This window comes from Streptococcus sp. bf_0095 (genome assembly GCF_004166885.1).
In the GTDB taxonomy this organism is placed as follows: domain Bacteria; phylum Bacillota; class Bacilli; order Lactobacillales; family Streptococcaceae; genus Streptococcus.
Window position 1 is genome coordinate 658206 of record NZ_RCYU01000001.1, and the last position, 14404, is coordinate 672609.

A 14404-nucleotide genomic window follows, 5' to 3' on the forward strand; every position below is an offset into this window, starting at 1 on the left:
CTGGAAAATTTTTCCAGCGTTTTTTAGTTTAAGAATTCACAGACAGCCTCTTGAAATGCTTTATTTTCTTCATAAAGAGCATGCCCAGAATGCTTTAGAATAAGGAGCTGACAACCCGAAATCGCTTTTGCCAGTTCCTTGGATCCGTCCATACCAATCACATCATCTTCAAGCGCACCAAGGATCAGGGTCGGACAATGAATTTCTTTTAAGACCTCAAGGCTATTATGTTCCAGGCAAGACTGAGACTGAATGGCTATTCTATTTTCATCTTTGATTCGCCCCAAGCGACCCATGATATTATAAAGCAACCGCCACTTTTGATAGCTCTTTTGCGTGTAGGAATGCTTGGCAATATCCAGCATGAGATGCTTAAAATTTCCAGATTGACTAAGTTTTTGCCAATGCTCAATTCGTTCTCTAGCAAGTTGACTAGGTTTTGCAGTGGTCACGGCTAAAATGAGCTTTTGAACCTTTTCAGGGAAATCCGCAGCTAGCCATTGGGCAATCATTCCACCTTGTGAAATCCCCATAACATAAGCGGTATCTAGGTTTAGTGTCTCCATTGCTTCTGCTACATCTGCTGCCATATCCCGCGTCGTATAGCCCTGCCTCAGCTCATTGATTCGAGAATAAACATAGATTTTATAGCGTTTAGCAAGTAAACGATAAGAGAGGGAAAAGAGCTGGGCCTTTCCTTTAACGGTCTGAAGCCCATCCCCCAAGCCTGGTATGATCACTAATGGTTGCTTACCTTTACCAAATGTCACATAGTCCATGGTTTTCCCATTCATGGACAAGGTAGCGTTCTTAGCTGAATACAAAGATTATTCTCCTTTCAGAGCATCAAATTTAGCTTTCATGGTTGGATTTTTGCGGGTCAATTTTTTGACTGATACATCATCCAACTTATTATTAGCGAGGCGGAGTTGATTTTCTGATGTGGTGAGGAATTTCTTGACTTCTTCCATTCGCTTGATGGCTTTGTCGATTTCATCGATGGCCTTACCGAAGTTGACGGAGGCTGAATTGTAGTTCTTAGCAAAGGCAACCTTGAAGGCGTCTAGATCTTCTTCAAAGTGGGTGATGTCAATATTTTGCTCACGGATAAGTGCTAGTTCTTGCTTGTATTTAAGAGAGTTAAGAGCCGCATTGCGCAGGAGCCCAATGATTTGGATAAAGAACTGAGGGCGCACCACATACATCTTCTCATACTCATGGCTGACATCGACAATCCCTGTGTTGAAGTAGTCGTTATCTGCCTCAAGCATAGTTACTAAAACGGCATACTCACAGTTCTTTTCCCGACGGTCCTTGTCCAATTCCTTGTAAAAATCAGCGTTCTTATGCTTCTTCTCAGTACCATCAGCTTCATTTTTCATCTCAAACATGATGGAGATAATCTCTACCCCATTTTCATCGCATTCGCGGAAGATAAAGTCGCCTTTAGACCCACGCGCAGAGACCTTGTTATCCTTTTCAAAATAGGCATTTGGGAAGGCAAAACTGCGAACCTTGTTGAATTCACTTTCCGCATACTGCTCCAGACTTTCCCCGACGGCCTTAGTCGACTGCTGGGCCTTGAAGTTCTTATAGAATTCAACTTGCTCATTTGCTGCTTTTAACTGGGCCTCATAGTTTTGTTTAACAGAAGTCAGAGAAAGCTCGTTTTCTTTTTCTTGTAAAAGAAGCTGATTTTTGACCTGATCTCTTTCTTTCTCTAGATCAGACAGTGTTTTTTGGAGCTGATTCTCATGCTCCAAGCGCAAGGTGGCCAACTGATTTTCCAGCGCTTGCACTTCTTTTTCTTTCTCTAGTAGGCTTTGGCTAGCCGTTTGCTCCACCTCTTTTTTGGCCAATTCTTTTTCAGTATCAAACTGTTGAATCTGGTTTTGTAATTGGGCAATTTCTTGGTCCTTCTTGGCTAACTTCTCTTGTTGCTCATTAAGGGCCTTTTGCTCAGCTAAAGCCAACTCTTGCCGAATCCGTTCATGAATTTCCTTGTCAAACTCTGCTGTCCGTACCTGTGATAAGAGTTCGCTGTATTGACTTTCATTGACTGTAAAAACTTCCCCACAGTTAGGGCACTTAATTTCGTTCATAGCATGCCTCTTTCTCTATTCTTAGTATATTATATCATGCCACCAGTAAAATCAAAACCAGCAAACGAAGCTTGCTCCTACTATTTCCCTCCACAATCAAGTTTATGGCAATGAATAGAGTAAATGAGAGCATTTGAGAAAACAGAACGATGACCATTGAAACTTCCCGCCGTGAGAAAAGAGGCTGGGACAAAAGTCCTAGCCTCTCAATTGTCTTTGGATTATCGAGCAAGACGCAGTGGTTGAGTGGGCTCTACTACGCTGATTTTATCAGCTTTTACAACCCTACTCAACTGTGCGGAGGTGGGACGACGAAATCGAATTCTAACGAATTACCGATTTCTGTCCCACTCTCTCGGTAGATTTGAGACGTTAGGCTCAAATCTAAGGTATGGAATCCCAAAGGGAGTCGCTACCGTCCGTCCTCACCTAAGGGAAGTTGATAAAAGGACAAAACCAGCAAGCTAGGCTTACTGGCTTTAGTTTATTTCTTCTCAATCGGAGCGACACTGGCCAAGAGTTTCTTGAGCCCCACTTCTGGGAAGTTGATCTTGAGTTCTTGGGTGTTGCCACTACCAGATACTTCAAGCACAGTTCCTTCTCCCCACTTCTTGTGAAGGGCAATGTCGCCAATGGACCAAGCGACGCTTTCTTTGGCGCTAGAACGGTTGCTATTGCCAAAGGGGAGACTTGATGACGTGAGATTACTTGGGGCTGCTTGTCTCTTGCGCTCTTGAAGGGCTTGCGACAGGCTCATGCCTTTTCCAAAGGTCGTTCCGCCTCCATTGCTATAAGAAGCCTTAAAGCTAGTGTTGGCAGGACGGGCTAATCCTTGGTAGGTCAATAAATCCGAGCTAATTTCATTGATGAAACGTGTTGGCCGGTTGTAGCTGGTCCGTCCAAAGAGCAAACGAGAGTTGGCATTGGTTAGGAAAAGAACCTTCTCTGCCCGCGTGATCCCCACATAAGCTAAGCGACGCTCTTCTTCCAACTCATCTGGATCCTCAGCCGCACGACTAAGAGGAAAGACATTTTCTTCCATCCCAATCAAGAAGACGACTGGAAACTCCAATCCTTTGGCTGCGTGAAGAGTCATCAAGGTGACTTCTGAAGTTTCTTGGGCCCCATCATCTGTATCGGCAATCAAAGCCAAATCGTTCAAGAAGCGACTCAGGGTTTCCACACCTGATTCGTCGTCGACGGTTTCCCCGTTTTCATCAAAATTCTTGGTAACAGATAGGAACTCTTGGATATTCTCGATGCGGGCCTGACTTTCCAAATTTCCCTGATTGGTTAGGGCTGTCATATAACCTGTCTTGTCAAGGACTTCTTCGACCAACTCTGTAATGGTCAGCTGGTCCAATCTTTCTCTCAAATCAAGAATGAGATTGGCAAAGTCCCAGATGGCTTGGGCAGCCTTTCCTTTGATGCCTGAGAGCATGATATTGGCTGAAGCATCCAGGAGTGAGGACTCTTGCATTTGAGCAAAATCGCGAATCTTATCCACTGTACCTGGCCCGATTCCCCGCTTAGGTTCATTGATAATGCGCTCAAAACTGATATTGTCACTGAGATTGGCAATCAAATTCAGATAAGCAATGACGTCTCGAATTTCCTTACGGCTGTAGAACTTGGTGCCCCCTACCATGGTGTAGGGAATGTTGGACTTGAGTAGGGCTTCTTCAATGGTCCGTGACTGGGCATTAGTCCGGTAGAGAACGGCAAAATCACGGTGCTTGTAGCCCGCTTCGCGACTGAGCTCTTCAATGGTTTTAGCAACAAAAACAGCTTCATCCTGCTCATCATTAGCCCGGTAATAGACAATCTCCTCCCCGTCTTCATTTTGTGTCCAGAGATTCTTCAGACGGCGGTGGCGATTGTTTTTAATGACATCATTGGCCGCTTGCAAGATCGTCTTGGTCGAGCGGTAATTCTCTTCTAGGAGGACGACCTTAGCTTCCTTATAATCTTTCTCAAAGTCCAGGATATTCTGCATATCCGCTCCCCGCCAACCATAAATAGACTGGTCAGCATCCCCAACAACACAGATATTTTTAAAACGTGAAGCCAAGAGTTTGACCAACTGGTATTGGGCATGGTTGGTATCTTGGTACTCATCCACGTGGATGTATTGGAACTTCTGCTGGTAATAGGTCAAAACATCAGGATTTTGATCAAAAAGACGCAGGGTCAGCATGATCAAATCATCAAAGTCCACTGCTTCTGACTGACGGAGTTCCTTTTGGTATGCCTCATAACACTTAGCAACGATCTGGGTATACATATCGCCAGCCTGGGTAGCATAGGCCACTTCATCGATCAAGTCATTTTTGGCATTGGAAATGGTCCCCAAAATGGTCCGTTCATTCCATTTCTTAGGATCCAAATTCAAGGACTTCAAGATCCGCTTCATCAAGGTCCGTTGCTCACCTGGATCGACAATCGTGAAGTTACGGTTGTAGCCAATGTGATCCGCATCTCGGCGAAGGATGCGCACACACATAGAGTGGAAGGTGGCAATCAAGCAATCTTGGGTGGCTGGATTTAGCTGATAAGCCCTCTCCTTCATCTCTCGAGCGGCTTTATTGGTAAAGGTAATGGCCAAAATATTCCAAGGATTGACCATTTTTTCATCGATCAAGTAAGCGATCCGGTGGGTCAAGACACGTGTCTTACCGGACCCAGCCCCCGCCATGATCAAGAGGGGACCTTCTGTCGTTTGGACCGCCTCTGCCTGGCGATCATTCATACCATTCAATAAAGGATTCATCTCATACTCCTCATTCATTCAATCGTTCTATTATACCACATTTTCGCCCTTTCTCCTTTTGGAAACAGTTGACATCATTTGAATTTTGTACTCAAAAAAGCTATAATAAAGCCTTAAGAAGAACGAATATTTCCTCATCAACAACGACCCAAGTTTGTCGCTTAGGAGGAAATCTACAGAAGTCTGGAGGAGGTCTAAGTGAATCAATCACAAAGTAATTTAAAACTAGCCGAACGTGGAGCCCTGATCAGTATTGTCGCCTACCTGATTCTTTCCGCAGCTAAATTAGCAACAGGCCACCTGCTTCACTCCTCCAGTTTGGTCGCTGATGGTTTTAATAACTTATCCGATATTATCAGCAACGTCGCCCTTCTCATTGGCATTCGCTTAGCCCGCCAGCCAGCTGACCGTGACCACCGGTTCGGTCATTGGAAGATCGAAGATCTAGCTAGCCTGGTGACGTCCATCATCATGTTTTATGTGGGCTTTGATGTCCTACGAGATACGGTTCAAAAAATTCTCAGCAGGGAAACAACTGTTATTGATCCTTTAGGAGCCATTGTTGGAGTTGGGTCAGCCCTTGTCATGTTTGCGGTCTATCTTCATAACCGCACTTTAGCCAAGAAAGCCCAATCCAAGGCCCTCAATGCAGCTGCCAAAGATAACCTGTCTGACGTGGTCACTTCTTTAGGAACCTCTGTTGCGATTGGGGCTAGCGCTCTCAACTACCCCATTGTGGACCAATTGGTGGCCATTGTCATCACCTTCTTTATCCTAAAAACCGCCTACGATATTTTCATCGAATCCTCCTTCAGTCTATCTGATGGGTTTGATGAAAGTCTCCTGGATAAATACAAGGCGGCTATTCTGGAATTGCCAAAGGTCAGCCGGGTCAAATCCCAACGGGGACGAACCTACGGAAGCAATATCTACCTGGATGTCGTCATTGAAATGAATCCAGACCTCTCTGTTTATGAGAGCCATGCCATTACCGAAGAGGTCGAGCGCCTTCTCAAGGAAAAATTTGGAGTCTTTGACATTGACGTCCATGTGGAGCCAAGTTCTATCCCTGAAGATGAGATTTTGGATAATGTCCTTCTCAAGTTAAAGACCTATGAGGAACGTTTGCAGGCTCAACAGGAATACCAAACCCTCCTGGCAGACAACTTCACCCTCATCAATGAGTATGGCCAAGAAAGTCACAAGGAGGACCTGGTCCGTTTGCAGGAAGAACATCAAATTCCGTTTAAGAATTTCGAAATCGAATCCATCAGTCAAAAGACCAAATTGATTCGCTATGAGTTAAATAACCAGATCCACACCAGTCTCTGGCGGCGTCATGAACACTGGCAAAAGGTCTTTCACCAAATTACCAGTAAACAGGAAAAATAGAACTCTTTACCTCAATCTAACCAGAATAAAAAGCTACTGCAATTCCTTTCTGCAGTAGTTTTTTGGTAAGAAAAAATAGCCCTTCCGGACTATTCTTCTTCTTTAATAAAACCAAATTTATTTAGGGGGTACAATCTGAAATCGACAACACCCTCAATCTGATCTGCTTGAATATAACCAAATTCACGACTGTCTTTGGTATTGTTGCGATCATCATTTAGAACTAAGTAACTATGACTTGGTACTTTACCAGCCTTGGTTCCCTTAAGTTCTCTAGAGAAAAAATCATTTGTAAAATAATCGCCACTTGGGGCTGCCAAATGTTTGGTCTTCATCTTGTCCAAATATGGCTCTGCTGTAGCTACACCATTCAGATAAAAGACATCGTCCACATAGCTGACCTCATCGCTCTCTATCGCAATGACACGTCCAAGATATTGTTTCTCTTTTACATGATAGAGGACCAAGTCTGTTCGATCAATTTTCCCCTTTTTAGTCGCTAATACTAAATCATCTTTCTTAACGGAGGCATTGGCCATTTGATCAGATACCCACAATGGTTGAAAAACAAATAGGCGCAAAGTAATGAGTACCAAGCCCAATATTCCAATGATGATAATATTCCGAATCAAATCCCTTTTCGACATTCCTATCCCCCCTTTCAGTTCATTCCATTATACCATTTTATTAGACAATAAAAAAGGCCCACATTCCCAAATTGTCAGAAATTGGTCTAAAAAGAAAAACCTTGCCTCCAAGCTTTTACGCTTAGAGAACAAGGTTTGTTTATTGGTTAGATTAACGTACTGTACGGATACGCATTGTATTTGTACGAACAGCTTCACCAAGTGGCACACCTGCAACGATTACGATATCGTCACCAGATTGTACAAGACCTGCTTCTACTGCTTTACGTTCTGCGATTTCGAACATATCGTCAGTTGATGATGGAGCATCTGTCAACATTGGGATGACACCCCAGTTCAACATCAATCCACGCTCTGTCAATTCGTCGAATGTCAATGCCAAGATATCAGCATTTGGACGGTATTTAGAAATCAAACGTGCTGTGTGACCAGTCTTAGTCAAAGTTACAACCAATTTGATATCCATTGAGTTTGTAGCGTCTTTAACAGCTGAAGCCATAACTTCTGTCTTAGAGTTACGTTCGAATGAATCTGAGTTCAAACGTCCGTATTCGTTAAGAAGAGTTTGAGCGTTCTTGTCGATGGTAGCCATTGTGCGAACAGACTCAAGTGGGTATTTACCATTTGCAGACTCACCTGAAAGCATTGTAGCATCAGTTCCGTCGATAACAGCGTTAAATACGTCTGATACTTCTGAACGAGTTGCACGTGGTTTTTCAGTCATTGTTTCAAGCATGTTTGTTGCAGTGATAACAACTTTACCAGCAGCATTCACTTTTGTGATGATCATTTTTTGGTAAACTGGAACCATTTCGAATGGTACTTCGATACCCATGTCACCACGAGCAATCATGATACCATCAGCTGCTTCAATGATTTCATCCAAGTTATCGATACCTTGTTGGTTTTCGATTTTCGCGAACAATTGAACGTGACCGTTACCAGTTTCTTCACAGATAGCACGAACTTCGTTCACGTCTTTTGCAGTACGTACGAATGAGATCGCGATGAAGTTGATACCTTGTTCCAAACCAAAACGGATATCGTCGTTATCGCGTTCAGCAAGAGCTGGGAAAGGAATTTTTGTGTTAGGGATGTTGACACCTTTTTGTTTTGCGATCACACCGTCGTTTTCAACTTCAACGATGAATTCACGAGTAGCATCGTCTTTTTCTACAACACGAAGACCCAATTTACCATCGTCGATCAATACTTGGCGACCAACTTCAACATCATCGTAGATGTCAAGTGCGCCAGCAACGTTCAAGGCAATCACTTCACGAGTTGATTTGATACCTTGTTTAGTCGCAACACGGATCTTTTCACCAGTCTTGTATGAGTACTCTTTTGCATCGTCTTCGAACAATTCTGTACGGATTTCTGGACCTTTTGTATCAAGAAGGAAACCAACTTTTTTACCAGCGATTTCTTCTGCACGTTTAACTGTTGCCATACGATCACCTTGTTCTTGGTGGTCACCGTGTGAGAAGTTGAAACGGAAAGTGTTGGCACCAGCTTCGATCAATTTAGCAATGTTTTGTGCTGAAGCTTCAACGTCAAGTTTTTCACCCCAATATCCATCATCACCAAATTTTTTACCACCACGGATTTCTACCGCAGGACCTAAGGTTGCAACGATTTTTACACGTTTGTTCATGATTTCTATGACTCCTTTTAAAATACACTGTCTTTTTAGACAAATTTTAACAAATAAATATTAAATAGAAGATAAGCTACGGTTCAACTCTGCAAGGTTCAAGTCAGCCTTGTGAGGGTTGTTCACTTTGATCTTACCGTCTTCAGTTAAGCTAAAGAGGGCACCTTCTTCTTCACTACCAAGAATTGGGTTTTCCACCATTTGTTCATTGCGGATACCAACGGCTACGCCACCGATACCAGCTTTCAACAACTTAACAGCATGTGCACCCAAACGTGAAGCAAGAACACGGTCACGCGCAGTTGGTGAACCACCACGTTGGATATGTCCAAGTTCTGTTACACGAAGATCGCTTGTATCTCCAGCATCTTTCAAGGCTTTACCAAATTCAGCAGCTGACATCACACCTTCAGCAAGAACGATGATGTTGTGTGTACGACCTTTTTCGTAGCCCTTCTTGATGCTCTCAACGACATCTTCGATAGAAAAGCCTTCTTCTGGAATGATAATTTCATCCGCACCAGAAGCAATACCAGACCAAAGGGCAATATCCCCGGCATTACGTCCCATTACCTCGATAACGAAAGTACGATGGTGACTAGATGAGGTATCGCGGATCTTATCAATCGCGTCCATAACAGTTGTAACTGCTGTATCAAACCCGATTGTAAAATCTGTACCAACGATATCATTATCAATTGTTCCAGGAAGTCCTACAGCTGGGAAGCCATGTTCAGTCAAACGCATCGCTCCGTGGTATGATCCATCACCACCGATAACGACAACACCTTCGATTCCATGTTTCTTCAACTGCTCGATCCCTTTTAATTGACCTTCGCGTTCAGCAAATTCAGGATAGCGAGCTGAATGAAGCATTGTTCCACCACGAGAAATAATATCTCCAACTGATGAAGCATCCAATTGATGGATATCACCAGCAACCATACCAGCGTATCCATTATAGATACCAAATACTTCCATTCCTTCAGAAATTGCTTGGCGAACAACTGCACGGATAGCAGCATTCATTCCAGGGGCATCTCCTCCACTGGTTAAAACAGCAATACGTTTCATTTCGATATTTGCTCCTTTTTTTTCTTTTACATTCTAAATGATTATAACACAAAGAGGCTCAAATTTCTCCTATTTTCCGTAGATTTTATCGATAAATCGTTTTCATAGCAATACTTGACAGCTCATTTTCTAACTTCTCGTTTTTCTGGACGGAAACTCCTTTTAATTGAATGGTCTTTTTCTCCTCTTCATAGCGAATAACGACAGGATAAGGACCTGGATAAGCTTTTAAAATATCTAAGACTGCCCGGTCCTCCTGGTGATCAAACAATTGAATCCAAAAACGCTGATTGGTGGCTTCTTCTGCTTCCATTAAAACCATCTGAAGACGACCATCTCTAGATTGCACTTTTCCTTTAAGATAGTAATAGCCCTTCTCTCTTATTTTTGAGCTATAGTGGCGATAAGTATCAGGAAAAAGAGTGACATCCATCTTCTTTTGGAAATCGGAAACTTGTAAAAAGGCCATATTTTCTCCATTTTTGGTTCGGATGGTCCGGATCGATTGAACTTCAACCAGGATAGTGGCCTGTTCTCCTTCGCTTAAAGAGGCGATCGGTCGAGTCGGTTTGCTACTTGCAGCTACAATTTCCACCAGAGGATGTGGGCTAAGACCGACACCAATGACCCTCTGCTCCATTTCATACTTCTCAGCCTTGCTATAATCCTCGGCATCCATCCAGGAATAATTAGCTTGGCCAAATAAGCTACCCAGTTCATCCGCAAAGACAAATAGGTTAGGAAGGTTCTGAAGGACTTTTCTGCGATTCTTTTCAAAGCAGTCAAACAAGCCCAATTCTACCAGTGGCGTTAAGAGAGGAAGTTTGTGATACTGGCTAGGCAAGCGCATGATAAAATCTTCAATGCTCTCAAAGGGACGTTGGTCAATAATCCAATAGGATAGATCTTTTGGGAGACCTTTGATATTTTTCATTCCTAGATAAATCTTCTGATCTTGGAACTTATCCTTATAAGGAATGGTATTAATGGTCAAAGGAGCTACTTGGAAGTCAAATTGGAGCGCATCAGTCAAGTAATCACTACTAGAGTAGTTGAGCATAATGTCAAAAAAGACATCTGGATAATGGACTTTAAAGTAAGCCAATTGGAAGGCCAAGGCTGAGTAGGCATAGGCATGGGAACGGTTGAAGCCATAGCCAGCAAATTTTTCCATAATGGCAAAGACTTGCTTGGCTTTTTCTGCACTGTGCCCAAGCGCGACAGCCCCCTTGATAAAGTCATCTTCCATTCGATGCATTTCTGCCACGTTCTTTTTCCCCATGGCCCGTCTGAGGATATCGGCTTTTCCTAGACTAAAGCCAGCAAAGGTCTGGGCCACCTGCATGACTTGCTCCTGATAGAGCATGATGCCATATGTTGGTGCTAGAATGCCTTCCAAACTAGGATCAATCATATCGACCTTCTCTTTGCCATGCTTGCGTTTGACGAAATTATCAATATAGTCACTAGCCCCAGGCCGGTTCAAGGAAGTAGTCGCAACAATCTCCTCAAAACAGTTGGGTTGAACCCGTCTTAATAAACGGATAGCTCCTGCTTGCTCAAACTGGAAGATTCCCTTGGTATTTCCCGCAGCAAACAAAGCAATCGTTTCCGGATCTTCTAGAGGAATATCCTCAATCTTAATATCCTTTTGATATTTTTCCTTTACTGCTTCCTGCATCCGTTGAGCAAAGGTCAAATTTCGGAGTCCTAAGAAGTCCATCTTGAGCAGACCATTGGCCTCAACACCATGGGCATCATATTGGGTCAGATTCATCTCCTCGCCCATCTTAATCGGGATTTGATTGGTGAGGTCTTCTCCACTCATGACGACACCTGCCGCATGAATCGAGGTCTGACGCGGTTGCCCCTCAATCCTCTTCGCAATTTCAAAACCCTTCCGGTATTCTGGGCGACTTTGGATAGCTTGGCGGAAAGCTACATTCTTTTCATAAGCGGAAGCCAAGGTATCCCGTAAGCCAATCCGCTTGGTGAGGTTGGTTAACTCATACTCTGGGGTTCCAAATCTCTTAAAAACATCTCGTATGGCTTGTTTCGCTCCAAAAGTTGAGAAGGTCACAATTTGGGCCACATGAGGACTGCGGTAGCGATTTTTAACATACTGGATAAATTTGGGACGATAGACATCCGGAATATCAATATCAATATCTGGCATGGTATAGCGCTCTAAGTTCAAGAAACGCTCAAAGAGGAGATTGTTCTTGACCGGATCAATCCCTGTGATATCTAAGGCGTAGGCTACTAGACTACCAACTGCTGAGCCACGGCCCATCCCCATATAGTAACCTTGGCTTCGACCAAACCGTAATAAATCCCAGACAATCAAGAAGTAGTCATCAAAGCCCATCTGATGGATGACAGCTAATTCATGACGCAAACGCTCTTGGTAAACCGTCTGGTCCAGCCCCTTGCTTCTCAAGCCCTCCTCAGCCAACTCACGTAATTCCTCGACTGCAGGTTTCTCTGGATTGAAGCGAGGAAGCTTCAATTGCGTATCAATCTCATAATGAACAGCCGCAAGGGTCTTCTCTAGATAAGAAATACTATCTGGATAATTATGAGCAAAGGCCCGCTCCAACTTTTCTGGTGGCAGTAACATCATAGAAGTGTCAACAGCTCCTACTTCCTTCAGACTGCAATTGTTCCGAATGGCGTGGAGCATCTGAAGACTCTCCAAATCACTCGTAGAAAAATAGCGGACTGTATGGAGGGGGAAAACAGGACGAGAAAACTGTTTCGCTGGAGTATCTGGAAAGACACCAATCGCAAAGTCTTGGCCCAAGTCTAAATACTCAATCCCTTCAAAATAGGGAACGATGATGGCTAGATCATCCAACAAGTGTTGAAAGGCCGACCAGTCAGTTGTCCCCATCATTTTCATGCTGGAAATCTTGATTAAATGTTTATAACCTACGGTACCTAATGCAACCAAACGGATAGACAAAGGACCCGCTGGTAACTCGACTTCCAAATCAAGACCTAGGACAGCCCCAATACCAGCTTTTTGGCACTCTTCTAAAAACTCGTAGGCCCCATATAAATTATCTATATCCATGAGACCAACTTGTTGGTAACCCATTTCTTTGGCACGCTGAATATAGTCCCGAATAGAGACTAAACTGTCCATAAAGGTATAAACCGATTTTGTGTCCAGTTGTGTAATCACCTTGCACTCCTTTTCGTCCGTTCTTACCTTCTATTATACAGGAAATCCGACAAAGAAGACACTCTTACCCATTGCTAATCCTGCCTAACAAAAAAACAGATCAACTGATCTGCTTTCCTTTCTCTAACGGAAGACATGGGATTCGAACCCACGCACGCTGTTACACGCCTACCGCGTTTCCAACACGGCCTCTTAAGCCTCTTGAGTAATCTTCCAAACTAGTATCCATTATACGGAAAAGCGCTCCTCCTGTCAACAAAAAATTTAGGAATCGCTCACAAGATATCATTGCTTGATAGATTTTAAAGAAACAAAAAACGACAAGGATTTGTCGTTTGCATATATAAAAATGGAGCCGGTGGGAGTCGAACCCACGTCCAAACATCTGCCAGCATATTTGTCTACAACCATAGGTTATGTATTGCTTTAACAGCTCCTCGACACATAACTCAAGCCTAGGAACTGCGAGTCTATCAATCTCTTATCAAACTGCTAGACAAAGTTTGATCGTATCTCGCTAAAATTAAGACCTGTCATCAGACACGAGCAATCCGAATCGGGTCACGCCTGCTGTTTTTTAGGCAGCTAGAGCGTAAGAAGTATTATTTTTTGCAGTTATATTTAACTGAGCGTTTACGTCGCCACACGAGTCGCAAAATATGCCTCATAATGCCTGTCGAATCCGTAACGACCCCAAAATGATATACTCCAGTGTATCATTTTTTGGGTAAAATGGCAAAAGAAAAAGAGGAATTCCTTCCTCTTTCATTCTTATTGCAAGTTCAATTTGAATTTTGTTACATAATGAACGGTAAAGTACATCGCTACAATTTTTACTAGCTCATAGATATAGGCTGGAATAAAGTTAACAACCAAGACATCACTAAGGGTATCAGAAGACATAGTTGCAGTTCTTGAAAGTTCTGAAATAGATATAGAAGGGAACAATCTTCCAATGATACTAAGAACGACCCAAAGGATAAATCCAAAGACGAAGGCCATCACGATACGATTGTTAATGAAGAGCTGACCCAGTGAGATGGCACAGTAGAGCATTAAAATACCTGAAATAGTCGCTAACACTTGAAATAGCAAGCTTTGCCAAATAAGAGATGACCCAATATGATCGAACACTGGACCAAGCACATCAAAGATATTCTGTTGTTGAGCAAGACCGATCACTCCTAAGAAAATAAGCAAAGAAAGAATCAAGCTAATAAAACAGAAAATACTCCAGATCAAAGCAGATGTTACTTTTACAAGTAAAACAGTATGAGATCCAGTTGGCAATGTCCAGGTCAAATAACCTTCACGACCAAAAATATTGTTATAAAAACGACGAATAATAATAATATAGTTGGTCAAGGTCAAGCCAATGTAACCTGCAAAAATAACCAGGACAATAATTCCCACAATTGTATAAGTTGTATCTGCTGTATAAGTCGCTGCCCCAGTTATAACACTAGAAGCTAATAAACCAGCAAAAATGGAGAGAATAGCAAGCACACCCGAAATAATGAGATACCACTTATAGGTTGCTTTTAATTCATATTTCATTAATTTCCCAAACATAAG

9 protein-coding genes, 1 tRNA gene and 1 other RNA gene are annotated in these 14404 nt (G+C 42.9%); 1 reads left to right on the forward strand and 10 read right to left on the reverse strand.

Annotated elements, in window-relative coordinates; translation table 11 throughout:
- Window positions 1–23 precede the first annotated feature (23 nt).
- The 3 genes from EAI95_RS03380 to pcrA form a co-directional block, all read right to left on the reverse strand.
- Window positions 24–794, reverse strand: coding sequence for an alpha/beta hydrolase (locus EAI95_RS03380; RefSeq protein WP_173018608.1), 771 nt, complete (start codon window positions 792–794; stop codon window positions 24–26).
- Between the two features lie 33 nt (window positions 795–827).
- Window positions 828–2102 carry a DUF2130 domain-containing protein gene (locus EAI95_RS03385; RefSeq protein WP_129822189.1) on the reverse strand — a complete coding sequence of 425 codons (1275 nt, stop codon included), beginning with the start codon at window positions 2100–2102 and terminating at the stop codon, window positions 828–830.
- Between the two features lie 484 nt (window positions 2103–2586).
- Window positions 2587–4872: a DNA helicase PcrA gene (gene pcrA, locus EAI95_RS03395; RefSeq protein WP_129822190.1), complete on the reverse strand. Its 2286-nt coding sequence runs from the start codon at window positions 4870–4872 to the stop codon at window positions 2587–2589.
- Window positions 4873–5070: 198 nt separating this feature from the next.
- Between pcrA and EAI95_RS03400 the strand changes: the two genes are divergently transcribed.
- Window positions 5071–6264: a cation diffusion facilitator family transporter gene (locus EAI95_RS03400; RefSeq protein WP_129822191.1), complete on the forward strand. Its 1194-nt coding sequence runs from the start codon at window positions 5071–5073 to the stop codon at window positions 6262–6264.
- A gap of 89 nt (window positions 6265–6353) precedes the next feature.
- On the opposite strand, the gene lepB is transcribed toward EAI95_RS03400, so the two are convergent.
- The 7 genes from lepB to EAI95_RS03435 form a co-directional block, all read right to left on the reverse strand.
- Window positions 6354–6911 (reverse strand): signal peptidase I, encoded by a 558-nt coding sequence (lepB, locus tag EAI95_RS03405; protein WP_129822192.1) that lies wholly within the window; start codon window positions 6909–6911, stop codon window positions 6354–6356.
- A gap of 151 nt (window positions 6912–7062) precedes the next feature.
- The gene (pyk, locus tag EAI95_RS03410; RefSeq protein ID WP_129822193.1) at window positions 7063–8568 is read right to left on the reverse strand and encodes a pyruvate kinase; all 1506 of its coding nucleotides are present in this window, start codon (window positions 8566–8568) and stop codon (window positions 7063–7065) included.
- A gap of 60 nt (window positions 8569–8628) precedes the next feature.
- Window positions 8629–9642, reverse strand: a complete 1014-nt coding sequence (gene pfkA, locus EAI95_RS03415; RefSeq protein ID WP_129822194.1) for a 6-phosphofructokinase — start codon at window positions 9640–9642, stop codon at window positions 8629–8631.
- 85 nt (window positions 9643–9727) lie between these two features.
- The gene (locus tag EAI95_RS03420; RefSeq protein ID WP_129822195.1) at window positions 9728–12829 is read right to left on the reverse strand and encodes a DNA polymerase III subunit alpha; all 3102 of its coding nucleotides are present in this window, start codon (window positions 12827–12829) and stop codon (window positions 9728–9730) included.
- Window positions 12830–12956: 127 nt separating this feature from the next.
- A tRNA-Ser gene (locus tag EAI95_RS03425) sits at window positions 12957–13044 on the reverse strand.
- Window positions 13045–13176: 132 nt separating this feature from the next.
- Window positions 13177–13524: a transfer-messenger RNA gene (ssrA, locus tag EAI95_RS03430) on the reverse strand.
- A 76-nt stretch (window positions 13525–13600) separates the two neighbouring features.
- A complete protein-coding gene (locus EAI95_RS03435; RefSeq protein WP_129822196.1) occupies window positions 13601–14401 on the reverse strand; it encodes an ABC transporter ATP-binding protein in 801 nt (266 codons plus the stop codon).
- Window positions 14402–14404: the final 3 nt, after the last annotated feature.